At 51.6% G+C, this 23905-nt stretch carries 20 protein-coding genes; 10 read left to right on the top strand and 10 right to left on the bottom strand.

The features are described from left to right. Positions 1-2 precede the first annotated feature (2 nt). Positions 3-521 (top strand): 6,7-dimethyl-8-ribityllumazine synthase, encoded by a 519-nt coding sequence (gene ribH, locus SH451x_RS25540; protein WP_479360156.1) that lies wholly within the window; start codon positions 3-5, stop codon positions 519-521. Positions 522-636: 115 nt separating this feature from the next. Here the strand turns inward: ribH and SH451x_RS25535 are convergent, their stop codons facing one another. Next, the gene (locus SH451x_RS25535) at positions 637-1623 is read right to left on the bottom strand and encodes an NAD(+)/NADH kinase (RefSeq protein WP_479360155.1); all 987 of its coding nucleotides are present in this window, start codon (positions 1621-1623) and stop codon (positions 637-639) included. 4 nt (positions 1624-1627) lie between these two features. Beyond that, the gene (locus SH451x_RS25530) at positions 1628-2584 is read right to left on the bottom strand and encodes an SPFH domain-containing protein (RefSeq protein ID WP_479360153.1); all 957 of its coding nucleotides are present in this window, start codon (positions 2582-2584) and stop codon (positions 1628-1630) included. A 270-nt stretch (positions 2585-2854) separates the two neighbouring features. Between SH451x_RS25530 and SH451x_RS25525 the strand changes: the two genes are divergently transcribed. Continuing rightward, positions 2855-4816, top strand: coding sequence for a DUF1592 domain-containing protein (locus tag SH451x_RS25525; protein ID WP_479360152.1), 1962 nt, complete (start codon positions 2855-2857; stop codon positions 4814-4816). 2 nt (positions 4817-4818) lie between these two features. Continuing rightward, the gene (locus SH451x_RS25520; RefSeq protein WP_479360150.1) at positions 4819-6165 is read left to right on the top strand and encodes a DUF1552 domain-containing protein; all 1347 of its coding nucleotides are present in this window, start codon (positions 4819-4821) and stop codon (positions 6163-6165) included. A gap of 56 nt (positions 6166-6221) precedes the next feature. Here the strand turns inward: SH451x_RS25520 and SH451x_RS25515 are convergent, their stop codons facing one another. Both SH451x_RS25515 and SH451x_RS25510 read right to left on the bottom strand, forming a co-directional pair. Beyond that, positions 6222-6389: a DUF1328 domain-containing protein gene (locus SH451x_RS25515; RefSeq protein ID WP_479360148.1), complete on the bottom strand. Its 168-nt coding sequence runs from the start codon at positions 6387-6389 to the stop codon at positions 6222-6224. Between the two features lie 351 nt (positions 6390-6740). Next, positions 6741-7739: an L-threonylcarbamoyladenylate synthase gene (locus SH451x_RS25510; RefSeq protein WP_479360147.1), complete on the bottom strand. Its 999-nt coding sequence runs from the start codon at positions 7737-7739 to the stop codon at positions 6741-6743. A gap of 109 nt (positions 7740-7848) precedes the next feature. Here SH451x_RS25510 and SH451x_RS25505 point away from each other — a divergent pair, with 109 nt between their 5' ends. Next, a complete protein-coding gene (locus SH451x_RS25505) occupies positions 7849-8907 on the top strand; it encodes a YihY/virulence factor BrkB family protein (RefSeq protein ID WP_479360144.1) in 1059 nt (352 codons plus the stop codon). 33 nt (positions 8908-8940) lie between these two features. On the opposite strand, the gene SH451x_RS25500 is transcribed toward SH451x_RS25505, so the two are convergent. Continuing rightward, entirely contained in the window at positions 8941-10233 is a 1293-nt protein-coding gene (locus SH451x_RS25500) for a hypothetical protein (RefSeq protein WP_479360143.1), read from the bottom strand. Between the two features lie 196 nt (positions 10234-10429). Between SH451x_RS25500 and SH451x_RS25495 the strand changes: the two genes are divergently transcribed. After that, positions 10430-10891 carry an Rrf2 family transcriptional regulator gene (locus SH451x_RS25495; RefSeq protein ID WP_479360141.1) on the top strand — a complete coding sequence of 154 codons (462 nt, stop codon included), beginning with the start codon at positions 10430-10432 and terminating at the stop codon, positions 10889-10891. Positions 10892-10898: 7 nt separating this feature from the next. Here the strand turns inward: SH451x_RS25495 and SH451x_RS25490 are convergent, their stop codons facing one another. Both SH451x_RS25490 and SH451x_RS25485 read right to left on the bottom strand, forming a co-directional pair. Further along, entirely contained in the window at positions 10899-12077 is a 1179-nt protein-coding gene (locus SH451x_RS25490; protein WP_479360140.1) for a transglutaminase-like domain-containing protein, read from the bottom strand. A 260-nt stretch (positions 12078-12337) separates the two neighbouring features. Continuing rightward, positions 12338-13231, bottom strand: coding sequence for an NAD-dependent epimerase/dehydratase family protein (locus SH451x_RS25485; RefSeq protein ID WP_479360139.1), 894 nt, complete (start codon positions 13229-13231; stop codon positions 12338-12340). 621 nt (positions 13232-13852) lie between these two features. On the opposite strand from SH451x_RS25485, the gene SH451x_RS25480 reads away from it, so the two are divergent. The 5 genes from SH451x_RS25480 to SH451x_RS25460 all read left to right on the top strand — a co-directional run bounded on the left by SH451x_RS25480 (position 13853) and on the right by SH451x_RS25460 (position 19812). Next, positions 13853-14842 carry a S1C family serine protease gene (locus SH451x_RS25480; protein ID WP_479360138.1) on the top strand — a complete coding sequence of 330 codons (990 nt, stop codon included), beginning with the start codon at positions 13853-13855 and terminating at the stop codon, positions 14840-14842. Between the two features lie 89 nt (positions 14843-14931). Further along, positions 14932-16128, top strand: coding sequence for a S1C family serine protease (locus SH451x_RS25475; protein WP_479360137.1), 1197 nt, complete (start codon positions 14932-14934; stop codon positions 16126-16128). 96 nt (positions 16129-16224) lie between these two features. Continuing rightward, positions 16225-17412, top strand: coding sequence for an ATP-binding protein (locus SH451x_RS25470; RefSeq protein ID WP_479360136.1), 1188 nt, complete (start codon positions 16225-16227; stop codon positions 17410-17412). A gap of 136 nt (positions 17413-17548) precedes the next feature. After that, positions 17549-18511 (top strand): ABC transporter ATP-binding protein, encoded by a 963-nt coding sequence (locus SH451x_RS25465; RefSeq protein ID WP_479360135.1) that lies wholly within the window; start codon positions 17549-17551, stop codon positions 18509-18511. Continuing rightward, the gene (locus SH451x_RS25460) at positions 18508-19812 is read left to right on the top strand and encodes an ABC transporter permease (RefSeq protein ID WP_479360134.1); all 1305 of its coding nucleotides are present in this window, start codon (positions 18508-18510) and stop codon (positions 19810-19812) included. Before SH451x_RS25465 ends, SH451x_RS25460 begins: the two co-directional genes overlap by 4 nt. Before the next feature lie 209 nt (positions 19813-20021). On the opposite strand, the gene SH451x_RS25455 is transcribed toward SH451x_RS25460, so the two are convergent. From SH451x_RS25455 to SH451x_RS25445, 3 genes are all read right to left on the bottom strand, one after another. Beyond that, complete coding sequence (locus tag SH451x_RS25455; protein ID WP_479360133.1) at positions 20022-20993, bottom strand: tetratricopeptide repeat protein; 972 nt, start codon at positions 20991-20993, stop codon at positions 20022-20024. A 130-nt stretch (positions 20994-21123) separates the two neighbouring features. Further along, the gene (locus tag SH451x_RS25450) at positions 21124-21693 is read right to left on the bottom strand and encodes a hypothetical protein (protein ID WP_479360131.1); all 570 of its coding nucleotides are present in this window, start codon (positions 21691-21693) and stop codon (positions 21124-21126) included. 222 nt (positions 21694-21915) lie between these two features. Then, positions 21916-23844 (bottom strand): ABC-F family ATP-binding cassette domain-containing protein, encoded by a 1929-nt coding sequence (locus SH451x_RS25445; RefSeq protein ID WP_479360130.1) that lies wholly within the window; start codon positions 23842-23844, stop codon positions 21916-21918. Positions 23845-23905 lie beyond the last annotated feature (61 nt).

Raw genomic sequence — 23905 nt, 5'->3', positions numbered from 1 at the left:
GTATGTCGAAGTATAACAAGTCTGCATCCCGAAATAGATCTAAACGGCAAAGCCTCTCACTCGAGGGCTGCTCGGTCGCTGTTATCGTTTCTGAATATAACGCAGCGATTACTCGGAGCATGGAGACCGCCGCAGTTCAAACGTTGACGTTAGCTGGATTGTTTCCAGAAGACATTGCTCAACACACCGTTCCGGGTGCATGGGAACTCGTCCTAGCCACACAGTGGATGCTAGAGCGAACTGAGATTGACGGGGTTGTTGCATTAGGCTGCGTAATTCGCGGAGAGACAACGCACGATCAACACATAAATAGAACTGTGTCCAACGCGTTGATGGAGCTTTCGATCGACTATGGTAAGCCGGTCGGATTCGGCTTACTAACCGTGGAAAACCTCGCTCAAGCGCAAGCCAGAGCTGGAGGCGAAGTCGGCAACAAAGGCGACGAGGCCGCCGGAGCAGTGGTCGCCATGCTGCGTCTCCAACAGAGCCTCGGCGGTGAGCAATACGAACGCGAAGATTGATCGTATTTCGCTAGTCGAATCCGATCGCTACTCTTAACACGAACGCACCGCTCGGCCTCTTCCAAGGGTGCATAATTGCGTACAGTTGGAACGAGTTAAAACTGCTCGACACGGTTCACGCATCAGCTACAACTAAACAGCTTTGCGACTTCGCAAGCGAAATCTCGGCAATTGAACCGCTATTGAACGTCAGAAAATCTGACTCGATGCCATCCGAAAAAATCACACCTCCTTCAGGCATCAAACTCTCCAACCGCAGGGGACTGGACGAGGTGATCGTACCGAAAACCAAACCGACTTGACTCGCCTTGGACTGAAACGGCTCGCGAACGACCCAAGGCAACTCTCGTGTATCCCACTGAATCTTCGGACGCGCCAAGCTGCTTTGTCCAAGCGACCTCGCAACGCCGTTGGTCATATTAAAGACACTGCTAAGCCATCCGGTTGCTCCTGCGCCGGTCGATACAATGACTCCGCTCGACGATTGACTCTCGCTACGGCCGTCGGCATAGATTACATACCGTGCCGATACGTGAGAACTTCGGCCAATAAAGAGATCGTTAAAGGCGAGCATTGATTGGCCATCGGAGAGCTCTACCTGCGCCATCGTTACGCGCTTCAACGTCGTCTTCTTCTCAAGCGTTCGGCGAACAACGCGGCGGGCATCGGCTACCTGAAACTTCAATAGCACCCCATCGAATCGTTCTGGGATTGGGTTGATACCAACAATTGGCAATTCGCCAACGTACTTCGCCGTGTTCGCCACCAAGCCGTCTGGCCCAACCACCACGACCGCTTCAGTCATTCCAAAGAAGTAGTTCGGCAAGTAAGCTCGCGGAACCTGAACAACGGGATAGCCAAGCCCTTCGAGTTCGCTTCGGATCGTTTTAACGACAGCGACATATTGAGCATCCTCTTCAACATACCTCTCAAAGTCCGCTTCGTTGTCGAACGCGACATCAGAATTTCTCAGTTCGTAAGCAGAACGCGATGTCTTCATGCGGAAACGCGCTGAACCTGCCGTACCCCATTTCGCAAGCAGTCCTTGAAGCCGCGTTTCCGTTGTGACAACAGCGATTGATGGGCCAGTGCTGATTCCCATGTTACTAGCTATCTCGCGTCGTCAGTTGTTTAAGCAAGTCAGGCGAAATGTCGAGCCGACCGATCTTCGCCGCGTTCTCCGCCAGCTCACCGAACGCTAAAGCAATCATCTGCTTGGCGTCAGTATGCTCTGACGAGACTGCAATTGTCTTCCAATCTACAGTCCCCATCGCGGCGAGTGTCTTCTCAAGTGTTTCTGTACGCGCGGCCGAAAGTGTACTTTCGTTGATTGCCTGCTGTTTGACGAGCTCCTCACGTCCTTTCTCAATCGCGATGTCGGTCGCAAGTTCGGCCTCACGAACTTGTTGTTGCTTTTCTTGAATGATGCGTTCGTTCTGCAACTCGCGTTCACGAATTTCTTGTTCGGCGTCGATCGCCAGCTTTCGTCGTTCGTGCACGGCTTGATCGGCTTTCTGAAGCGTAGCCTCGCGTGTTTCCGCTTGCAAGGCCGACTCCATTTCCGGTGAGGCTTTAATCGAGAGAACGGCGAGCGATTCAATCTGCAAGCCAAAAGACTTTGGTTGAGCCGACGAAGTAACAAAGCTGAGCAGTTGTTCGGTCAGCTCTGGTCCCGAGACCAGCACTTCGGTGATCCTTCGCTTGCGAACAAACTCATTCGCTTCTACTTGAATCAATCGCACCAAGCGATCGCGAAGTGAGTCGGGATCATCACTTTGATAACGACCGCGCGCATCGATAGAAAAATCGAGTTGCGACGCAAGCTGCTTCGGTTCGGCTACACGGTACGATAGACTCCCTTGCACCGTAACTTCTTGAAAGTCGAGCGTTTGTTGCTGAAAAACAAATGGTTGCTCCTGACTTGACAGCCCGATCCGTACGATAACTGAACTTGGTCGAAAGTAGAGCATGGAAATGCCAGCACCTTCGGCTACAACTTTACCATTCTGAAAACGCATTAAGTAAGTCGTAGGAGTCGACTTCAAGTAAGAAAAACCAAGCATGTTGAAACTCGATTGGTGACGGTTTTGCCGCAGTCATTCCAAGGATACCAACAACCGCAGCGGCCCTGAAGCTATCGCGTGAGACTGTGTAACTTGCTCCTATATTACTTCGACGGCCAGACTTTATCGAGCAGGTGATCCGTTTTGATGCGTTGCCAAAAAAGCTTTCGTACCGAGCTCGATTCTCTTGGCAAAAACTGAAATCGGCACATCGGAGCGGCACCACGTGTATAATGTGTCTAGTTCTTCAGGTAAAAGGCGTATCCTCTCATGAAACGACTCTGGCTTTTGTTGGTACCGCTTCTCGCAATGCCAAGTTGGTGCTGTGGGCAATCGGAGGACTCATCTAACTCACTCGCAACTTCGAAAACCTCCGTTTTGGTGCGACCAAGCTTTGATATCGATGTCGCTCCGCTGTTGGCAAAATACTGCACCGATTGCCATGGAGGAACTGAGCCTGAGAACGAATTGAACTTGGCGTTTCGCGATGCTGACGACGTCACCCATCGACTGCTGGAAGACCATCGGTTGTTCGAGCATATGGGCGAGCGAATTCGTACGGGAAAAATGCCACCAAAAGATGCTGACAAACCGAACGCTTCCGAAACGAGTGTCTTGCTAAACTGGATTGATGCCGAACTGATAGCGGCGTCTGGTTCAAAGCCCTTTGGGCAGGTGGCCCGGGTTCGGCGGCTAACCAAAGTCGAGTATGCAAACACAGTCCGAGACCTGTTCTACTTTAACGATTTTAGTGCCGACGATTTACCTCCCGATGACAGCGGATACGGCTTTAACAACATAGCTGAACTATTGACCGTTTCTTCAGGTCATCTCGAGCAATATCTGAACACGGCCGAACAAGCGATTGCGCAGCTCGATCAGACTGCAAAGCCAAGTCCGAACTGGGCGGAAAAAGACGAGACATACTGGGAGCCGGATGACGGTGTTTTTCTGCCGATAAAAGATGTCAAACTTGGTTTCAACAACAATCAAGATCGAGTCCGCTTGGTGCTTGAGACCTTTTTGCCTCGAGCTTATCGTCGTCCTGTGACGACCGAAGAAATCGATCGATTGATGCCTTTCGCTCGCCTTTCGCTAACTCAAGAGGGTGAATCGTTCATCCGACCGAGGTCGACGTATGCAACTCTTCGCGCTGTCTTGAGCTCTCCCTATTTCTTGTATCGCATCGAACAAGATTCACCCGAAGGTATTGCGCCGATCGACGAATATGAATTAGCCAGTCGGTTATCGTACTTCATATGGAGCAGTATGCCCGATGATGAGCTATTCCAATTGGCGAAAGATGGGCAGTTGAGGGAGCGGCAAGACGAGCAAGTGCGGAGAATGCTTGCCGATCCCAAAGCTCGGGCGCTTACCGAGAACTTTGCGGAGCAGTGGTTACATCTAAGAGCGCTTAAGAACGTAGCGCCAGATCCTAACCTTTTCCCTGAATTTGACGCGCAATTGCTTCAATCGATGCGCGAAGAAACGGAACGATTTGTAAGCCATATAATTAGCGAAGACCGCAGCATCATGGATTTCCTAAACGCGGACTACACGTTTCTCAATGAACGACTCGCAAGACATTACGGCATCGATGGGATAAACGGCGATGATTTCAGCCAAGTCAAACTTGATCCACGAGCACAACGTGGTGGCCTGCTAACGCAAGCGAGCATCTTAACACTGACTTCCCCGCCGACGCGGACCTCTCCTGTCAAACGCGGAGTTTGGGTCCTAGAAACATTGCTGAATGATCCTCCGTCGCCTCCGCCCGCCGACGTCCCGCCTTTGGAAGCCGAAGGTGCGATGCTTACAGGAACTGTGCGGCAAGTGATGCAAAAACATCGGGAAAATGCTCAGTGCGCTGGCTGCCACGACCAAATTGATTCGTTTGGCTTGGCCTTAGAAAACTACAACGCGATTGGCGTATGGAGAACGAAAGAAGGGGATTCGGAAATCGACAGCTCGGGTGTATTGCCAACCGGAGTTGCTTTCCAGAACGCGACCGAGTTTCGCATGCACTTGAATAAGATGCAGCCGCAGTTTCGCACAGCCCTAGTAGAAAAGCTGCTGATCTATGCTCTCGGACGGGGCCTCGAATATGCCGATCATCGAACTGTCCAAGATATTTGTATCCAAGTCCAACAACACGACGACCGATTCTCAGGCGTAATTCTTGCAATCATCAAAAGCGATCTGTTCCAAAAACGTATTGCGGAAGGAAAATGAGTATGGCTTTTCGACTGTTATCACGTCGCACTGCGCTTCAGGGACTGGGCGTAACCATAGCGCTCCCTTTTCTGGAAACAATGGCACCTCAAACGGCAGGTTTGAGAGCTTCCGAGGCTGCTGCAGGTGCACCACCTCGGCGGCTAGTCTTTGTCTATTTCCCCAATGGCGTTTTCATGGACGCTTGGAAAACAACCGGCGAAGGTAGCGACTTCCAATTGGGGCCGACCCTCTCGGCCTTCGAACGCTTCAAATCCAATATGCTGGTCTTCTCTAACCTTGCCGACAAGAATGCGAAAGGAGGAGGAGCCCATGCGTGCACGATGCCTGCATATCTATCGGGCGAATCGATTTACAAAACAATGGGCAACGATATTCGCGCCGCGACGACTTGCGACCAAGTCATTGCGCAGCGGATTGGAGATGCGACACGATTTCGTTCGCTAGAGCTTGGATGTGACTTCGGCCAGCAAGACGGATTTTGCGACACTGGATTTAGTTGCGTCTATCAAACCAATATTTCATGGCGATCACCGACGACCCCTGCGCCTAAAGAAGTAAACCCGCGCATTGTTTTTGATCGACTTTTCGCCGGTCGTTCTGCAGGTGAGACGTCGATTGCTCAGCAACAGCGCGAGACCATGAATCTGAGCATTCTCGATTTTGTTCGCGAGCAAGCCAATGAGATCAACCGAACTGTGAGCGCTTCCGATCGTCGCCGCATGGACGAATACTTAACATCCATTCGCGATATTGAAAGGAGGATCGAAGCGCCGCCTGGAGATATTGCAGCCGAGGTAGCGAAGGGGATGCAAAGACCAACGCGTGTGCCTTCCCTTTTTAGCGACCATTTCCGCCTTATGGCTGACATGTTGGTCCTCGCTCTTCAAACGGACATGACTCGTGTCGCCACGTTTGTTATGGCAACCGAAGGCAACAGACGATCATATCCCGAACTAGGATTTACCGAAGAGCATCACGGGGTATCGCATCATCGACGCGATCCAGGTTTGGTCGAGAAGTTCACCAAGATCAATGAACATCACGTCGGCGAAATGGCATACTTTCTCGATCGCGTATCAAGCGTTACCGAAGGAGAGAACTCCCTGCTCGATAACAGCATGATCGTGTACGGAAGCGGCATGGCAGACGGCAACGCGCATGCTCACTCTGATATTCCGACGCTACTTTTTGGAAAGGGTGGTGGAACGATTGACGTAGGAAGGCACCTTGTTTGCCCAACTGATACGCCAATCTGTAACCTTTGGCTTTCTCTGATGGACCGCATGGGAGTCGAAGAAAAGCGCTTCGGCGATAGCACCGGCCGGCTCTCCTCACTGACAGTTTAACTGCTTGAGAAGCAGTTCGAACCATTATATCCCGAAAATTAGGAACTCAGAACGTCCTAAACCACAGGTCCGCGGCGTCCCATTAGAAGTCCGATAACGAAGAGCACCAGGAACACAACGAATAGCACCTGAGCAATGTTTGCTGCCGTACCTGCAACAACTCCGAACCCGAGTACTCCGGCAATCAACGCAATCACTAAAAACGTAAGAGCCCAGCTTAACATGGCTTTCTCCAATCAATCTAATTCATTAGGCTTTAATCAAAAACATCGGACATCTGCGATGTATGATTGCTATAGAGCGATTACCGTGCCAAACATAACGTGCGCTTAACGTTAATCCTGCCAGGGTGTGGTTTTGTAACTTTTTCGTACAACCACACCTCTGAGCCTCTGTTTGCTGCAATGCGAAAAGTTATATCGATGCTCGCTCAGTCGACGAGAATCGTCTTCGTAATGAATCCCGAACTGCAGCGACTACAAGCAATAAGGTTCCCACCGCAATCATCAACAATTGGCGAACGCAGCTACAGGAAGACGGCGATCGAAGCAAATATCGTGAAAGCAGCGAAAAACCTAGTCTGGCTCGGTCGCTGCAGCGCGTTGAATGCGGTCCATGAGGGCTGCACCTAGCCCTTGCTGTGAAATCGCTTGGCAGATGATCCACTTCGCATTCAAACTATCCGCCTCTCGGAAAAATGCGAACAACTTGCTGGCATACGCTTCAACTGTTTCACAACTGCAGATAACCTGAAAAGCGTCACGGCATGACTCCGGCACAAAACCTTGTAAACAAATCACTGCAGCAGTCTCGCCAAGCTGCAGATCGTCCTTCGCCAGTTGGCTCCGCACCAGTACTTTGGCCCGCGGTTGATAATGACGAAACCGGGTTCCTGGCGAACGATGCCCGATGGCTGCGTCAGCAAGCTGACTTGTGGCGGCAGGAACGACCTGTTGCAATTCGGCTAACGTTACGGCTCCTGCGCGAAGGACTATCGGACAAGGCGTCGTCGCATCAACTACCGTCGACTCCAATCCCCATTGGCAAGGCTGATCGCAAATAATTGCGTCGATACGCCCAGCAAGATCTTCGTGCACGGCTTGCCAAGTGGTTGCGCTGGGGCGGCCGGAACGATTGGCAGATGGCGCCGCTAACGGCAGCCCAGATCGCTCCAGAATCAAACTCAACGTCGCCTGCTGCGGTATCCGAACAGCCACCGTGGACAAACCCGCCGTCACGGAACTAGCCAAGCCTCCGCGATAAGGCAGAACGAAAGAAATCGGACCCGGGCTGAATCTTTGCAGGCATGCATAAATCCAATCATGCTCAATCGCAGCAAATCGCAGTGCTTGGTCGATCGACGCCACGTGAACGATCAATGGATTGCTCGACGGACGCGCTTTGGCAGCAAAAATCTTCTGCACCGCCGATTCATTTCTCGCGTCTGCGGCCAACCCATAAACCGTTTCTGTCGGGACGCCCACGATCCCACCACTGGCAAGCAACTCGATGGCGCGATCAAGCTCGGAAGGCTGAAGAAGGGCAGTATTGATAGCTAACTTAGGCAAATTCATCTCTGCATGCTAGCCAAGTGCCAGATTGGTTCAAGGTTAGATCTTAAAGTTCCCGGAGGACCGTCAAGTTATCTGGACGCCGCCGCTGCCGCTCTTCTAAAGTGCGGCCATGAGTTACGTAGATAGTGAAAAGTTACGCGCTGCAACCGATCGCTTGATCCCGCACCATTCCACCCGTCGGTGGATTCGCGAATTGTTCCCCAATCTGCGTGACGCAGCGATTCGATGGAGCGAAGATGACGCGGGGTCTATGGCGGCCTCCGTCGCATACTATCTGGCTTTGTCGCTTTTCCCCATGGTCTTGCTGCTGGTAAGCGGTTTGGGGCTATTCCTAAAGTTCACGCGGATGGGCCAAGACGCGCGGACCCACTTGCTAGATGTAATCGCCCAACAAGGCTCGCCGGTTTTCGAGGCTAGCTTCCGTCAAGTCATCGATCAACTGGAAAACCAAAGTGTTATCAGTGGTCCAACTGGTTTGATAGCTGCGATCTTGGCAGCCATAGGTGTCTTTTCTCAACTGGATCGAGGCTTTGATCGAGTCTGGCGAACGCATCCGGTCAAATCAAAATCGCTGCAGCAGACGGTGTACAACGTCATGCGACATCGATTCGCTGCCTTCATGATGCTCGTTTCACTCGGTGGCATGATCGCCAGCCTGTTCGCGGTCAGCATGATTTTTCGCCAAGTCTGTTCCGTCATCGATTCGAAGATTCCCTTCTTCCAAGACGCGATTGGTTGGGTCGACTTTGCGTTTACGCTCGGAGCCAACGCTTTGCTATTCGCGATGATCTATAAGTTCTTGCCCAAATGCCGCGTCGAGTGGCGATTCGCTTTGCGCGGTGGACTTCTGACGGCGGGAATTTGGGAATTGGGCAGATTCTTGTTAGGCCAATTCTTGATCGGGATGCGGTACACGAGTGCTTACGGTGCGATCGGATCTTTCATTGCGATCCTGTTGTGGTGCTACTACGCAATGTCCATGATGTTTTTCGGCGCGGAATACGTCCAAGTCTTACAACGTCGGTTTCGCGATAGCCTCGCAGTCCAAAAGCAAGAGCCATCCACTGCAACGCCGGTAGCGGAACAAATTACTTCTGTCGTAGAAGTCCAGCATGAAAGACCACTTCAAACCAAACAAAGGCCAAGACCTGCGATGCGGGCTATGTAGGATCCGTTACAACCCTGTACAGCGATAATGGACTTACTTCCTGGCCGCGTTTATTGTGAAACTAGGATGGGTTTCTTGGAGTATCTCGAGGATCTCGGTACGCAGCACAGGACTCAAGTGCGCAAACTTTTCGGACTGGTCTTGACCGGTTAATACGTTGAAGATCTGGCTCACGATACGATCATGCACTTGAGATGGCAACGCGGTGAAAGCTTCGGAATAGATCAAGAAACTGCAAGGGTAGCGGAACAGCTTCTCGGAACAATCCAGATCACGCAACGAACGACCTTTGGAATCCTTGATACCCTTGCTGATAAACTGGTCACTAAATTCGCTTGTTCCCGCAATTTGGTCTTCCAGTTTGAATTCGTTGCACATTAGCAGTTGAGTCACCGCCTTGTCGGCCACGGCTGCGATGCGTCGGTGAGCGCTATCGCTGATGGTGCCCGGTTCTCTTTCGAGCCATTCGTTCATTTGAAACGACTGATGCAGGGCAAGCCGCGTTTCGATCGATGCAGCCGTAAGCGCATTATGCACTTGAGTTTGATGTTCCATTACCATCAACGCAACGAGATCACTGTGCGGACTCAAGTAGGGCTTGGTTGAAAGCAGACCTTCCAAGCTCTCCCTATTTGCGCCCGATTCTCGATCAAGCTCGGTGTCGGACTTCGACGTCGCGTTCCCCATATGACGCATTTGACCATGAGTACCTGTAACATACCAACCACCAAAGCGTTGAGCGAATGGGCTAGTATGATCGGATACATAAGTACCGCTTCCTAATATTGGATATCCAGCGCGGTCGGCAAAGACGCTTCGTACGAGATACCCTGGGACATTCTGCGTTCGACTGGACGCATGACACGTTAAACACTGTCCGCGATCACGGACAAACTTGGGCTGGTCTTCGTCGGTCTGTGCAAGCGTGTAGAAAATCGCGCCCAACTTTGAATCGGTCGCTGCGATCTCGACTACATCCCCTTGTTGGCACCATCCGACGTAGACGTCATCGTTGAAGTAGACGGCTCTTGGCCTACGCGGTGATATGCGGTGCAATTGAAGACTCGTCTTCGAGAAGACAAGCACCTGGGAGCTTATGGGTATATCCAGAGCAGCGAGGACCGACGGCAAGTAGCCATGCTCGTCATCAAACTTCAGCGCCTCTGTTCCCGCTGCCAAGCGATCAGCGAGCTTGGCAACCGGATCGGAAACGGGTGCGTTGAGATAGTCGATCGGCGGGCTTTCGAAGCCTACCGACTGGCCAAACAGCGCTGCGCAGGGAACTAGAACCAGGGCGATTGAGAAGATATGGTGGAGACCGAGCATCCCAAGCGATCTCAATTTCAAATTAAACTCCGGCATTTTTTCGCTCAAGAAATGGCGGGCGCAGGGCGTTGCAAGGTATCCTTCTACCTAAACGAACGAGATCACAAATTGTACACACGGCTCTGTAGATTTCAAAGGTCATGGGCTAGCTGCGACAGAGGGCGCTGCGAACCTAGGGCTTTTCGGGAGTTACGATATGCTATCTAAAACGTCTGAATATGCGCTTCGAGCCGTCGTTTTCTTGGCAACCCGTGGTCGCATTCCTTCGTCCGCCAATGTAGTGGCCGAGCACACGAAGGTTCCGCGAAGGTACTTGCATAAAGTCTTACAAGATTTGGTAGCTTATGGCTTGGTTGCCAGTCGCCCAGGGCCAGGCGGGGGATATGAGCTTTCCAGAGAGTCCTCTGAAATCATGATCCTGGAAGTCGTCAACGCAGTCGACCCGATCAAGCGTATCGTTCAATGTCCTCTGGGTTTAGTTTCGCACGAGTCGCTTTGCCCGCTGCACAAGCAACTCGATGATGTCTATGCCGCGACCGAAGCGGCTCTCGGGAGCGTTACGATCGAATCTGTGATCAACTCAACCAGTCCGATCAAACCACTTTGTGAAGTAGCAGATTTCTCGGCGCCACCTTCCGATGAACCCGAGATCGGCTGACTGGTCCTTAATCGGAAGCGTCTGGAGCGGAGCCACCTGCAGGTTCCGATTCATCATCTTCAACATTGCTCGGCTGTACATCTTCGCTAGGCATCTCCGCGGATTCGGCAGGGAGCTGTGCGCTACCCGCGCTGGGCGTCGCAGTCGCTTGGAGTTGATCAATTTCCGCTTTCAGAGGGCCCATATCCAAAATAGGTCTAATGGTTGGAGCCGCTGGACCAATAGAGCCTTTGAGTTTGCAAGTAAATGTTTCAGCGAGGTAACGCACGTAGGTTTTTGATTCGGGCGTCTTAAAGCGATCACCTTTTTGTCGAATTGGACGATATTCATTAATCTCACCAAACTGCCTCTCACCTGCGATTTGGCAAGGGAACCAATAACCATGCCCTTGCTCATCTTCCAGATAAAACTCAGGGTAACAGTGGTCGGGCACCCAAACGCAACGGGCAGGAATATCCGACGCTCTGCAAATTGCTATGAACAACCCGGTCATTTCCTCGCAATCACCCGTACCGTCTTTGAGTGCTTGCGTCGCCGATTTAATTTCTCCATTTTCGTATCGAATCTTACTTCGGACCCAATCGTAGATTGCTTCAACGTGCTCCCAAGCTGTTGGATGATTTTGTTCCCTAAACTCCGACGCAATCATGCGTAACTGCTTTGTCTTCGTTTCGATATATGGGCTATCGCCAAGGTAAATCGATAGCTGTTTATTTCGTCCAGGTCGCTTTGCAAAGACCAGTTTGTCCGTATTCTCCGGCTTCTTGATGAATGACTTCTTTATTCGCACGGTTGCAAACACATCGAATACATCGTTGGGATTCATGCGCTGCATATCGATGATTATTTCGCCAACGCCTTGTTTGCTTGGCCGCAGGTGGTAGCGAGCGAATTCCGGCATCTCAAAGTCAATTAGCTCAACCTCTTGTTCTGGCCACGTCATCGGGAAGGGGAGCGTAGCGTGCAAGTTCGTACAGTAGTTGTCATTGGCTGAAAAGGTCAAGCCAAATCGCATGTCCATCGTACGTGTTGCCCAGTAGATAGGCCCATTCTCGCCTTTTTCATCTGCCGATGCCGACTCGGGTGCATCATCGCTATTTCCATCGTCAACATCCGCGTCGCTCACGGGTTCGGATACCGCCGCTGCCGGTTCTTCAACTTCGTCAACAGCTTGAGCCCAACACACCGATGCGCTTGTTGCATTTGCGCAAAGACATCCGGCGACGAAAAATCGGGCAAAGAGTTGGTTTAAACGCGACAACATTTCGATGGAAACCTAGAGCTTGGAGATGCGGGCGGTGCTGATCCAATCTTCAAGTTTAGTTTACGACCAGAGCGATGGCCATTTTTCTTGCCGACTTGCGATTCTTTGCGGCGAACCGGCCTCGCAAACAGCACAATCCGAAAAACTGTGCTTGTTTGGAGCTAGCTGCTTGGAGCGGTCTGTCAGGCTGTGACAATCGCCGACAGGCCGCTGCGATAATCCGCAAAACTCGGTTGCCAGTCGAACTCGCTTACAAAACGGGCGTTGCTAATCCGTTTGCTACCTTGCCCGCGAGCGCGAATTGGGGCTGGCGAATTCGAGTCGCCAGCCGTTGCAAACCGTGGCGTCGGTGCGCCAATGAGGCTCGACAAGTAGGCGTAATAGTCGCCACGAGTCGGTGGTTGATTGTCCGAAATGTTGTAGATCAGGTGTTTTGCTGGTCTGATCGATTCGGAGAGCAATTCGACGGAGTTAACTAAGTCATCGACGTGAATGAGGTTCAGGTACGCTGCCGGATCGACTGCGATTGGCGATTGGTTGCGAAGGGCGACCAAGTTTGGAATGCGGTCGGGGCCGTATATTCCGGCTGGCCGAAGGACAACCATTTGCGTCTGCGGGTAATGCTGAACTGCGTTAGCGATCCATTGTTCGGCGGAAAAGGCGTTTTCTGCACCTGGTCGATCGGGGTCACAGGGATCGTCTTCTGTCAGCCATTGGCCGTCACGCTGCGTCTGGTAGACCCCCGTCGTCGAAAGGTAGATCAACAATCGCGGCGGCCTAACCATATGAGAAAGCAGATTTTCAAGCCCGAACGCATGGTCATTCTGGACCGCTCCTGGCGTTTTCTCCTCGCGTCGGTGGGAAACGCTGACGAGCAGAGTGTCAAAGTGTGTCTCGATACGGTTGATCGATGCGTCACACCAATGCGCGCAAATGGTGGCGTCAGCGATATTTGCGAACTTCGAAATCCCATCTGTCGCGCGTGATATAGCAGTAACGAATTGCTTTTTTTGACGGCTACGGACAGCAAAACGGCTGCCAACGTAACCGCAGCCGACAATACCGATGTTCTTCATTCAGCACACTGAGGTTCGCGAAAGAGTGAGCGATTGCTGCAAGCAAACAGGGCCTGCTTAAACAGCCTACGGTTTTCGGAGTTTCGGTGAAAGCGCTAAAATGCCTTCCCTTTTGTTGCAATCGGAATATCTACCTTCGGAAGGCGGTTTGCCACGCGAGAATGTCTTTAGAAGTTCTTGCTAAAAGGGTGGCAATTCAGGACGAACTAGCGAATAATCGTTCTACGCGGATATTTGGAACTTCAGCAGAGAAGTTTAGAGCTGTTTTACGGTTCTCGATTTGACTCTTCTGTAACGTGTTCTAAATTGCGAACTTCGTTTGCGAAAGAAATCGCTACGTAGCCTGGGAAGGAGCCCAAAGAGTGCCTATCCGAAAGGGATCTGATCCTTGCGGAAATGGCCAAGAACCAGTGACATTCATTCGCCTCTGAAAGGTCAGATCCCTTTTGGTCAGGCATAAGCATTCGCATAGAGGTGTGGGCTTTGAAACAAAGAATCCTTACTCGCTGGTTAGCATGCTTATTCTCTGTGGCTGCTTTTGCCTCGGCTATCGGCTCAAATTCTTGTTGGGCCCAGAAAGAAGCGATAACCTCGCCCACTTCGTCGCAAACGGTGACAAGCATGCGGCTGCCGCTGGATACAGTCCATAGCGGTGGTAAGTATGTTGGGTCTACGATGGTCGAGCTGGAAGCTGGCTTGAAATCGATTCTGAGTGGCAAGGAACCCAAAAGCGTCGATGAACTTCTGGCGCTGGAGCGACAACAGGTCAAGGTCGCTGGCAAGATTGCGGACGTAACCGTCAATATATTACAAGGAAGCGCACAGGGGAGCGGTGTTATTGTTTCTCCTGAAGGCTTTATTTTGACGGCGGCCCACGTGGCAGGACGTCCCGGTCGCGACGCAAAGATTACTCTTTCCGACGGTCGCAAAGTTCGTGGTAAGACGTTGGGAATGAATCGAACTGTCGATGCGGGACTGATTAAGATTACCGATACGTCGGGCACGGTTTGGCCACACGCCTCCATCGGTCGCTCAAAGGACCTCATGCTGGGCCAGTGGGTAATTGCGGCGGGTCATCCAGGTGGCCTTGATGAACAGCGTCCCCCTGTGATTCGTGTCGGTCGTTTGTTGGACAACATGCACACGACGTTGATTACAGATTGCACATTGATCGGCGGTGATAGTGGCGGACCTTTGTTCGATCTAACGGGCCACTTAGTCGGTATCCACAGCCGCATTGGTTCCGAGTTCGCGGACAACATGCACGTGCCCATCGACATGTACCAAGAAGGCTGGGAACGCATGGCTCAAGGCGAGAGCTGGGGCACTCTGCCGGGGAATAAGCCAATCATCGGTGTTCGCGGTTATGCCGAGGGTCCGAAAGCAGACCAAGCGATTGTCGAACGCGTTATTGAAGGCGGGCCAGCCGATTTGGCCGGTATCGAACCAGGCGACATCATCACACAGTTTGATGGAATCGCTGTTCAGTCCTTTATGGAGTTGATCAAAGCTGTGGAAGCGACCTTGCCCGGTGACCACGTGACAGTGTCGCTAATCCGGGATGGTACATCAATCAAGCGGCGTTTGATCGTCGGCGTAGAACAACCTTAGAGTGGCATTATCGGTGCTAGGAATTATCCCGAAGCGAATAAAGAACGCCCGAACCTTCAAGGCAGTCAGAAGAACTAATGAAATCACCAATGAAAATCTCGCGAAAATCGTTCAAGCGAAATTTGGCTTTGTCCTTGTTATGCCTTTCGGGATTTTCTGGTGGCGCAGTTGCGCAGGAGCAGAATTCTAGTTCGCCGTTTGCGCCTGGTGGGCACTACGTCGACGAGCCGAATGAACACACGCTTTATCGATGGAGCTATGATCTTCCTGGCAAAAGCAATCACCAACGCGGACACTATTCTGTGCTGCGTTCATTTCGCGATTCGCTGGGCAATCATTGGATGTCGACGGTTCGAATATTGGAAGGCGAACAGCAGTTGGCTTTGGGCGTGATTGTCGACAAAGAGGGTTGGGTCGTTAGCAAATCGAGCGAGCTTCCCGATGGCGACTTGGTATGCCGGCTGCACGATTCTACGCGGATCGCGGCGCATGTTGTTTCGCGGCGAGCTGATCTTGATTTGGCGCTTCTAAAAATCGAGCGGTCCAACGTGCCAGCGATTGAATGGGACAGCGCGGATACTGTTACTGTGGGAGGGTTCCTGGCTTCGACCGATTCGAGGACTATGCCACTTGCAATTGGCGTCGTGAGCGTTAAACCTCGCACTATCCGCGCTAGCCAACCGGTTTTGGGGGTTCGCCTAGAAGATGGTCCGGAGGGGGTAATTGCGACCCGTGTATTGGAAGGTGGCGGCGCAGCGAGGGCTGGCGTTATGGACGACGATTTGATAGTCGCGATCAACGGACAAGAATCAAAGTCCGTAAAGACGATCCAGATGATGATCGCGGCGAATCGTTCGGGCGATCGAATCAAGGTTACGATCAAGCGCGATGGCAAGAATCAAGACTTGGAAGCTCAACTGACCGATATGAGTATCGTGCTGAGCGATCCGACAGAAGCCGAGGTCAACGGAAAGCTAAGTGCTCGGGCGAGTGATTTCGCTAGCGCGTTTCAGCATGATACCGTTCTGACGCCGAATCAATGCGGCGGTCCTGTCGTTGATCTTCGAGGCAAGATCGTCGGGTTGAATATTGCTCGAGCTGGCCGCGTGCATTGCTATGCTCTGCCAATGGATGTGCTGGTCCCAGCCGTCGACGACATGCTGCAGTCGGCATCGCTTGCGTTTCAACGACGCACCGACGGCGACCACGTGCTGGTCGATAGCCGAATGTCGGACCAATTGCCAAAAGATTGGAAACCGCGTGCACAACAACCGTCGATACGGTAGGCTGGAGCTTAACTTTCACTGTTAAGCCGAATCGACCATTACTTCGTTTCGGCGAGGCGGGTTTCCGATTGCTCCTCCCAGACGATAATTTCTTTGATGACTGAGTCCACCTTTAAACTCACGATCGTCCTTTCTCAAGGTCAAAGCCGTAGTCCTGAAAAACGAGCCTTGGAAGAAGCCATTGCCGACAGGGCAGGGCAGTGGCACGATGTGCAAATCTGTGTTATCCCTCATCTGTATGACCTAACAGCAGATGGTCCTAGTATTCAGCGAATTCGCGCTATCCAGGGACCTATTGTCATACTTTCGTGGATGTACGAACGAGCAGCGCACTGGGTACTCAATCGACTTGGTGTTAAAGGTTCGTTGGTCGCTACCGAGCTAAGTATTCGTGACGATGAAGAGGATGAGGACGACAATGATGCTGCTAACGAGGCGGAGGCGACAGATCCTTTAAAATTTGACGCCGATCCTCGAGTGATTTATAGCATCGATCTGCGTTCGAGCACTGAAGTTGAAGACTTTGTGTCAGAGTTGAGGCGGCTTGCTGACGCTCAAAGCGTTCCGGTAACAGTCGCTGCTTCGAGTGAAACGGCGGTTGCACCAAGCGCGAAATCGGCCAAGCTAAACAACCTTGCGCACCTGTTCATGGATGAGGCACTCGCCGCGGCCGATGAGGTCGATGATTCCATGTCGCTTGTGCATATGTTGGCAAATGGTAACGGCCAACAAAGCAGCAATGGCAGCCATGCTCCGACGTCTGGAACTTCGCCATCGGTTGTGCGTATTGACGAACACCCCACGCGTCGCTGGTATCCTGTGATCGATTTTTCGCGATGCACAAACTGTATGGAGTGCATCGACTTCTGTTTGTTCGGCGTTTATGGCGTCGACTCTAACGAATCAATTTTGGTCGAACAGCCCGACAATTGCCGCAAGGGATGTCCTGCGTGCAGCCGCGTCTGTCCTGCCAACGCGATTATGTTCCCACAGCATAAGACACCCGCTATTGCCGGTGCGCCTGGTGACGGTGGAAGTTTCAAGATCGATTTGTCCAAACTTTTCGGAGCTCCTGAAACTGACGAAGACGCTGCCGCCGTCGCAGCGCGTGAACGCGACGAGCAACTCTTGTTGGCTGGGCGCCCCGCAGTAGGCGCCGAAGGCAGCCAATCGGGCGTTGGCACTCGAACTACGTCGATCGTTCGATCCCAATGGTCTGCGGACGAGGCCAAGAAAGATGGACTCGACAACTTGCTGGACCAACTAGATGACCTCGATTTGTAGATATCGCCTTGCTGAGTGCTAGCTCAATTCCACTTTCGCTGTTGACGCAACGACAGAATCCTCGAATGATCTGGCTCGCTTGCTACGATATGGCAGGTGACTTTTGGCGTGTACTATCGAATTGAGTTTGCTAGCAATGCTGGTTCCACTACCGCAGGAAACGACCGACGAAGCTCTGAGGCTTGCTCCTGCAGCCCTCGCTGTTGAGAAATTGCGTAAATCGTTCGGAGACCAAGAAGCGTTGCGGGGGATTTCGTTCCGGATAGCCGAATCGCAACGAGTGGCCCTGTTAGGCCCTAACGGAGCTGGCAAGACAACTTTAGTGCGATCGATCTGCGGCCGGGTGCGAACAGATGCGGGCGAAGTTCGATTGTTTGGTGAGTCGATACGGGTGCCGGGCGTATTGAATCAATTGGGCGTTGTCCCGCAAGAGCTTGCGATCTATGCCGATCTGACCGCGCAGGAAAACTTAGAAATTTTTGGTCGCCTTCATGGATTGACCGGAGCGGAACTGAAGGCGAGGGTTGCCTGGGCGCTGGAATGGATTGGGCTCACCGATCGGCGCAAGCATCTGACCAAACAATTCTCGGGAGGCATGAAGCGACGCGTCAACATCGCTTGCGGAGTCCTTCATTCGCCGCGTCTACTACTTCTGGACGAACCAACAGTTGGAGTGGATCCGCAGAGCCGACATCGTATCTACGATATGTTGGACCAGTTAATCGCCGAAGGCACAACCGTCATGTTGACTACCCATCACTTGGACGAAGCGGAAACGCGGTGTGATCGAATATTGATTGTCGATCATGGACAGATTATCGCCGACGGATCCTTACAAGAGTTGATTGATCAGACGCTAGGCGATCAGCAGCAGGTCGAGCTGATTATCGATGGTTTGGCCGAACACGATATTCCAGGTTTGCGGTTCGATGCTAGTTCCAACTCGTTTCATGCGGCGATACGAAGCCCGCGCGAGGACATTCCGCTATTGTTGCAGCAGATTGCAAGCTGCGGCGGGGACTTGCGCGACATGCATATGCATCGCACCGATCTTTATCGAGTATTCTTACATTTGACTGGACGCGAGTTAAGGGAATGATTCTCACCGTCGTTAGAATTAGCCTGTTGCGGTTATGGCATAACCGAGCAGAGCTGTTGCTGACTTTTGTTGTGCCGCTGATCTTCTTCAGCATATTCGCTTGGATCTTTGGTTCACGCGACAGCGATGGTGGTACGCCTCGCATTAAGGTAGCCCTTGCCGACCTGTCGAATACAGACCAGTCAAAAGAGATTGCAGAGAAGCTGTTTGAGTCGCGAACGCTACGCTTCTTTGGCAATACGGTTATCGAGAACGAGTCGCAAACATATCCTGTCTTGCGCAGCGAGAAACAAGCCATCGATTGGGTACGGCATGGACGTGTGACTGCGGCAATTGTTCTGCGACCTACATCCGTCGAGAACGAGCCTGAAACGGCCGTGACAGTCAAACTAGGATCGGGTCAAGTTCAAGCTGAAATACTAGCGGACTCCTTCGACAAAGTTGCCACTCAAATTTTAGGTGCGCTCGTTCAAAAAGCGGTCCTTACTTCCGAACAAAAAATTGCTCAAGAGGCTGCGACTCGTGCGCGTCAGAACTCTGCGTCATTAGCACACTACCAGCAGCCAGGCGATGCGGCAAACTTGATTGGTGAAGCACCCTTGTCTGAAGTTCAACAAGCAGGAACTGCGATGGCCGTTGAGCAGGTCATGGAATTGCCCGAAATTCAAGTTCGCGATGTCATGGGCGAAAACAAGACAAATCCGGTAATAGCGATGTATGCCGCTGGAATTGCCGTTATGTTTTCGCTCTTTAGCACGACTACGGCCAGCGGTTCGCTATTGGAAGAGCGCGAGAATTCAACTCTAGAAAGACTTCTCTGCAGTCGGCTGTCAATCGACCAATTGCTCATGGGAAAATGGTTGTTCCTAACCTGTTTGGGTATTACTCAAATCAGCTTGATGTTTTTATGGGGATGGTTTGCCTTCGGTGTCGAACTCTTCTCTCACATACCCGGCTTTGCAGTCATGACAGTGGTAACGAGTGCTGCCGCTGCGAGCTTCGCTTTGATGCTTGCCACTCTTTGCCGAACCAGAATACAACTGGGTTGGGTGTCGACGATTTTAATTCTGGTGATGAGCGCACTTGGTGGCAGCATGGTGCCACGGTACTTGATGAGCGAGTCTGTGCAACGCGTCGGTATGTTTACCTTCAATGCGTGGGCCCTGGAAGGATACAACAAAGTCTTCTGGCGCGAGCTGGACTTGCGAGCCATTAACACAGAGTTGGCAGTCCTGTTAACATCCGCCTTTGCGATGCTAGTAGCCGCTCGATTATTCGCCATCCGTTGGGAACGCAGCTAAGGCAAAAGAGCTGGCAGCGAGTACGTGCTTCATTTTGCTCTGAATGCCGTTAGACTTTTTCTACAGTCACACCCGTCGCTAAAGAATTGTCCCAGCTTCCAATTCTAGCGGAACGGCGCAAGCCGTCCGGTATCACAAAACCGCATCTCTTTCGCCCTACCGCTACAATGGATCTGCGGAAATTATTTCAGGACAAATGCCAAGGCTATCTAGCGTGTGATAGTTGCGGAAGCAGGTGTTGCTCCAATAGCAGATGTCGATTGTTGGTAGACCTGATTCGCTTGTTCGTACAGGTTGCCAACGTTCTGGTATACCTGACCAGCTTGCTGGTACGAACCGTAGGCTTGTTGAGCGAGAGCACTGTTCTGCAGTGAACCCATCAGATCACGTGCTGGTTGCAAATTTGGATCCAATTGTAATGCGGCTTGCAAGTACTGCTGAGCGACGGGAACATTCTTTCGCGAAGCGTAGATGTAAGCGATCTGGTAGTTTGCCATCGCAGGTGTATCCACTTGTTGAATTTCCTGCAGCGCCTCTGTCACTTGGCCTTGGTCAACCATCAGACCTGCCAGTTGAACACGATGAGCACGGCTGGTCGGTTCCAGATTAACAGCTTTCTGGAACTGAGCTCTTGCTTGTGCGTATTGCCCCATCGCGACGTGGATTTGGCCGCTTTCGCTGTAAATTTCCGTAGATTTCGGCGAAACCTTCTCGGCTTTGGCGTAATACTCCAGAGCTTTCTGCGAATCTTTCTGACGGTTCGCGAGGCGTGCGACGCTTAGCAGGGCAGAGAGGTTGTTCGGTTCGACTTCCAAGGCTTTCGTGTAAAATTCGTTGGCCTTGTCGAAGTTGTTGCGGAATTCGTAGTTTTGCCCCTGCGCTACGTAAAGCTCTGGGCCAATAACTGGTGGTCCGCCCGACAACGAAGTTGGATCTGTTTCGCTGACTGCATTTGTCGGAGTGGTGAAGGGTGCCATGACCATCTTTTTGGTCTTCGTATAGGCCGATCCCATTGCGGTGCCCATCGTGCCGACTTGGCCTTTGACAGCTTTGCCCGTATCGCCCACTTTCGCCATCATGCTAGAAGTGCCAGAGGTCACACCGGATGTAAGTCCTGATGTGCTAGCACAGCCAATGGAACCGAGTAATGCTAGAACAAGCGATAGTTGACTGATCTTCATGGTCTTACACAATGCAAACGAAGGTGTGCTCCGCAAAAGTCGGACGTTAAGACTTTTCGGATTTTCCGTCTACATGGCTTGAGCAGAATCTCGCGGAAGCTCGGCTCAAGTGCAAGAATTAAATAGCAAGCTATTGCGAAATGTTCATTTGGCTCTGATTGGCAGGCGTATTCAGACCGTTGAACTTCGGCAGTCGCGGTGCTGGAGTGGTTCTCGCCAGGCCTCGATTGATTAGCGTCTCGTATTCACCTGAAACGCTTGCATTATCTTGATCAGTGACCAAAATTTCGGGCAGCGGTCCGACGGGAATCATCTTGGACACTGCAATTTGCACCGATTCAACACGCGTTGCTGTTTCCGTTGGCGTCTCGCCCTTCAAAACATAGATAACGCGACGATTCGAAGGCACTTTCGTCAGTCCTACGGCAATCTTGTGCGCTCCAGCGTCGGTCAACGCATGCGTATTATCAAAGAACGCAGAACCAATCGTGTTGAATTGTCGCCAGCCATTGTTCTTTTGCAGTTCGAATGGCGTAACGACCGCAGCTGCATCAACACCGCGAAAGGGCTGGGGCCACGCATTGTTGCGCAATTTGTCGGTATGCATTTCTTGCTTTAGCTCTGGCCAGCCTGCTTGAACCGATCCGGATAGCAGGCAAATGCCTAGTAAGCTTTTTGACAAATGTGCAATCTTCTTCATAGCGTGCCTGCAATCCATTGCGGAAGCTGTCGGAAGGCTGAGTGCCGCGCTACGCGAGTGAACATCAACAGCCCTGAACAATATCGCTATCGACCGCTGCAGCGTTCGATCTTGCTCCTTGACCGATTTGTCCCGAAAATCCACAGAAGCGTTAAACTTTAACTTCGCTCGAGTGTTCAGATTGAACGCAGTGTGTTCCGAACTTCCATAGAAAAATGCTCATCAATTCAGCTCAATAGCTTCCTCAAAATGTTCATAAAGCTGCGCTAGTGTTTCGTTCGACGATTCAATCTGTTCTTGAATCTCCTTCACACGACGACCATCGCGAAGAACCTCGGGTAAAAGCATTTGTTCGTGGAGGTCAGAAATTGTTCGTTCCGTCAGTTCAATATCGGCCTCAATAGCTTCCGTCTTTTTGTACGGAAAGCGTCTCTTTGGCTTAGATTTCTTGGCCGTGGCTTCGCTTTGGTCACTATGTGATTTGTTAGCTGTTCCGATACTACTTGTGCGACTGTTGGCGGCAATGTCGGAACGCCGATCGGCGATAACCAAGCCTTGTTTGAGCATATGTCGGTAGGTCTCATAATTGCCGGGCACAATCGTTGTCTGACCATTTGCTATGACCAGGACTTTCTCTGCCACCGCGTTCACTAAATAGCGATCATGCGTCACGATCAAGACGGTTCCGTCGTAGGTTTTTAGAGCTTGTTGGAGAGCCTCACGTGACCATAGATCGAGATGGTTCGTCGGTTCGTCCATCACCAGGAAGTTAACATTCTGGGCTGCAATCCAAGCCAACATTGTCCGGTTGCGTTCACCACCGGAGAGAGACGAAAGTGGTTGGTCTGCCATTCGTCCCTGCACTCCAAATGCTGCGAGATAGTTTCGTCGCTGCAAGTCGTTATGATCAACTCCCGGAATACGAATTGCCTCCACAGGGGTCTTATCCATCGGTAATTCGCGCAGCAACTGATCAAAATAACCAATTTTTACACCCGAGCCGATCATGACCGTTCCAGCGTCAGGAACTTGCTTGCCTAATAGGCACTGCAACAGCGTCGTTTTTCCAGAACCGTTGCTTCCCAGTATTGCCCAGCGGGTACTTCGCTCGATCTGGAAACTCAATCTTTCAAATAAGTGGAGATCACCGAATGACTTTGCGAAGTTCTCGCAGCGCAACACTATATCGCCAGTCCGCGTAGCGGCAGGGAATCGAAATTTTGGAATCGAGATTTCACGCGGTGCTTCGATGCGTTCGATCCTCTCGAGCTTTTTGCGTCTATCCTCAGCTTGAGTCGATTTCAGAGACGCATGATTGCGTCGCACAAAATCTTCCAGCTTGTCAATTTCCAGTTGCTGTTTCTCGAATGTACGTCGTTGTACTTCAATTCGCTCTGCCTTTTGACGAACGTAAGCCGAGTAGTTCCCCTTGAACAGCTCCACGCGGCCATCAATCAGTTCGACAACGTTTTGTGACACTGCATCCAAAAAGTAGCGATCATGCGATACCATCAAAATTGCTGACGAAGTGCTAGCGAGAGTCTGTTCAAGCCACTCGGTGGTCTCGATATCTAAGTGGTTGTTAGGTTCATCCAGAACCAGTAGGTCAGGCTCTTGTAAAATTGCACAAGCGAGTAGCAATCGATTGCGTTGTCCACCACTGAGCATGTTTGCTCTGGTAGTAAACTGATTGGAATCAAAGCCTATTCCGTTGAGTATCCGTTCGATGCGATGTTCCCAAGCGTACGCATCATTCTGCTGCAACTTCGCTTGCAGATGGTCATAAAGCTCCAAAAGATCGACTCGTTTTGCTTCGTCATCGCAATCGCTTAACTGTTGCGATACCTCTTCGGCTTGCGATAGCAGTTCGGTGAGTGGACCAAGCGCCGCTTTGGCTTCGCTCCAAACAGTAGCGTCGGTCGAGAAGTGAGCATGCTGTTGAACATAGCCAATGGTTGCCTTAGGGCGGACTTCTACTTGGCCGCTGTCCGCTTGTTCTTGTCCCGTGAGTATCTTTAACAGAGTACTTTTGCCGGCACCGTTAGGACCGACCAAGGCAATATGTTCGTTTGCTCGGATAGGAAAACTAACTTCGTCCAGGACAGTTTTGTCACCGAATGTTTTGCTGACCTGCTGAATTTCAAGAAGCACTTCGCACCTGTTTCTTGATTACTTTTTCAGTGGAAAACGGTCGGACTGTTCTTTCTCCAGT

The sequence above is a fragment of the Njordella aestuarii genome, assembly GCF_056494165.1.
Note: the sequence above shows the minus strand (reverse complement) of the source record. Positions and strands in the feature narration are given on the sequence as shown.

Coding starts and splice junctions, on each gene's coding strand:
- SH451x_RS25505 (WP_479360144.1), top strand. CDS start 7,849: ATGAGTTACGTAGATAGTGAAAAGTTACGCGCTGCAACCGATCGCTTG.
- SH451x_RS25510 (WP_479360147.1), bottom strand. CDS start 7,739: ATGAATTTGCCTAAGTTAGCTATCAATACTGCCCTTCTTCAGCCTTCC.
- SH451x_RS25525 (WP_479360152.1), top strand. CDS start 2,855: ATGAAACGACTCTGGCTTTTGTTGGTACCGCTTCTCGCAATGCCAAGT.
- SH451x_RS25535 (WP_479360155.1), bottom strand. CDS start 1,623: ATGGGAATCAGCACTGGCCCATCAATCGCTGTTGTCACAACGGAAACG.
- SH451x_RS25455 (WP_479360133.1), bottom strand. CDS start 20,993: ATGAAGATCAGTCAACTATCGCTTGTTCTAGCATTACTCGGTTCCATT.
- SH451x_RS25515 (WP_479360148.1), bottom strand. CDS start 6,389: ATGTTAAGCTGGGCTCTTACGTTTTTAGTGATTGCGTTGATTGCCGGA.
- SH451x_RS25530 (WP_479360153.1), bottom strand. CDS start 2,584: ATGCTTGGTTTTTCTTACTTGAAGTCGACTCCTACGACTTACTTAATG.
- SH451x_RS25485 (WP_479360139.1), bottom strand. CDS start 13,231: ATGAAGAACATCGGTATTGTCGGCTGCGGTTACGTTGGCAGCCGTTTT.
- SH451x_RS25470 (WP_479360136.1), top strand. CDS start 16,225: ATGACTGAGTCCACCTTTAAACTCACGATCGTCCTTTCTCAAGGTCAA.
- SH451x_RS25500 (WP_479360143.1), bottom strand. CDS start 10,233: ATGCTCGGTCTCCACCATATCTTCTCAATCGCCCTGGTTCTAGTTCCC.
- SH451x_RS25460 (WP_479360134.1), top strand. CDS start 18,508: ATGATTCTCACCGTCGTTAGAATTAGCCTGTTGCGGTTATGGCATAAC.
- SH451x_RS25480 (WP_479360138.1), top strand. CDS start 13,853: ATGCGGCTGCCGCTGGATACAGTCCATAGCGGTGGTAAGTATGTTGGG.
- SH451x_RS25520 (WP_479360150.1), top strand. CDS start 4,819: ATGGCTTTTCGACTGTTATCACGTCGCACTGCGCTTCAGGGACTGGGC.
- SH451x_RS25465 (WP_479360135.1), top strand. CDS start 17,549: ATGCTGGTTCCACTACCGCAGGAAACGACCGACGAAGCTCTGAGGCTT.
- SH451x_RS25475 (WP_479360137.1), top strand. CDS start 14,932: ATGAAAATCTCGCGAAAATCGTTCAAGCGAAATTTGGCTTTGTCCTTG.
- SH451x_RS25495 (WP_479360141.1), top strand. CDS start 10,430: ATGCTATCTAAAACGTCTGAATATGCGCTTCGAGCCGTCGTTTTCTTG.
- ribH (WP_479360156.1), top strand. CDS start 3: ATGTCGAAGTATAACAAGTCTGCATCCCGAAATAGATCTAAACGGCAA.
- SH451x_RS25450 (WP_479360131.1), bottom strand. CDS start 21,693: ATGAAGAAGATTGCACATTTGTCAAAAAGCTTACTAGGCATTTGCCTG.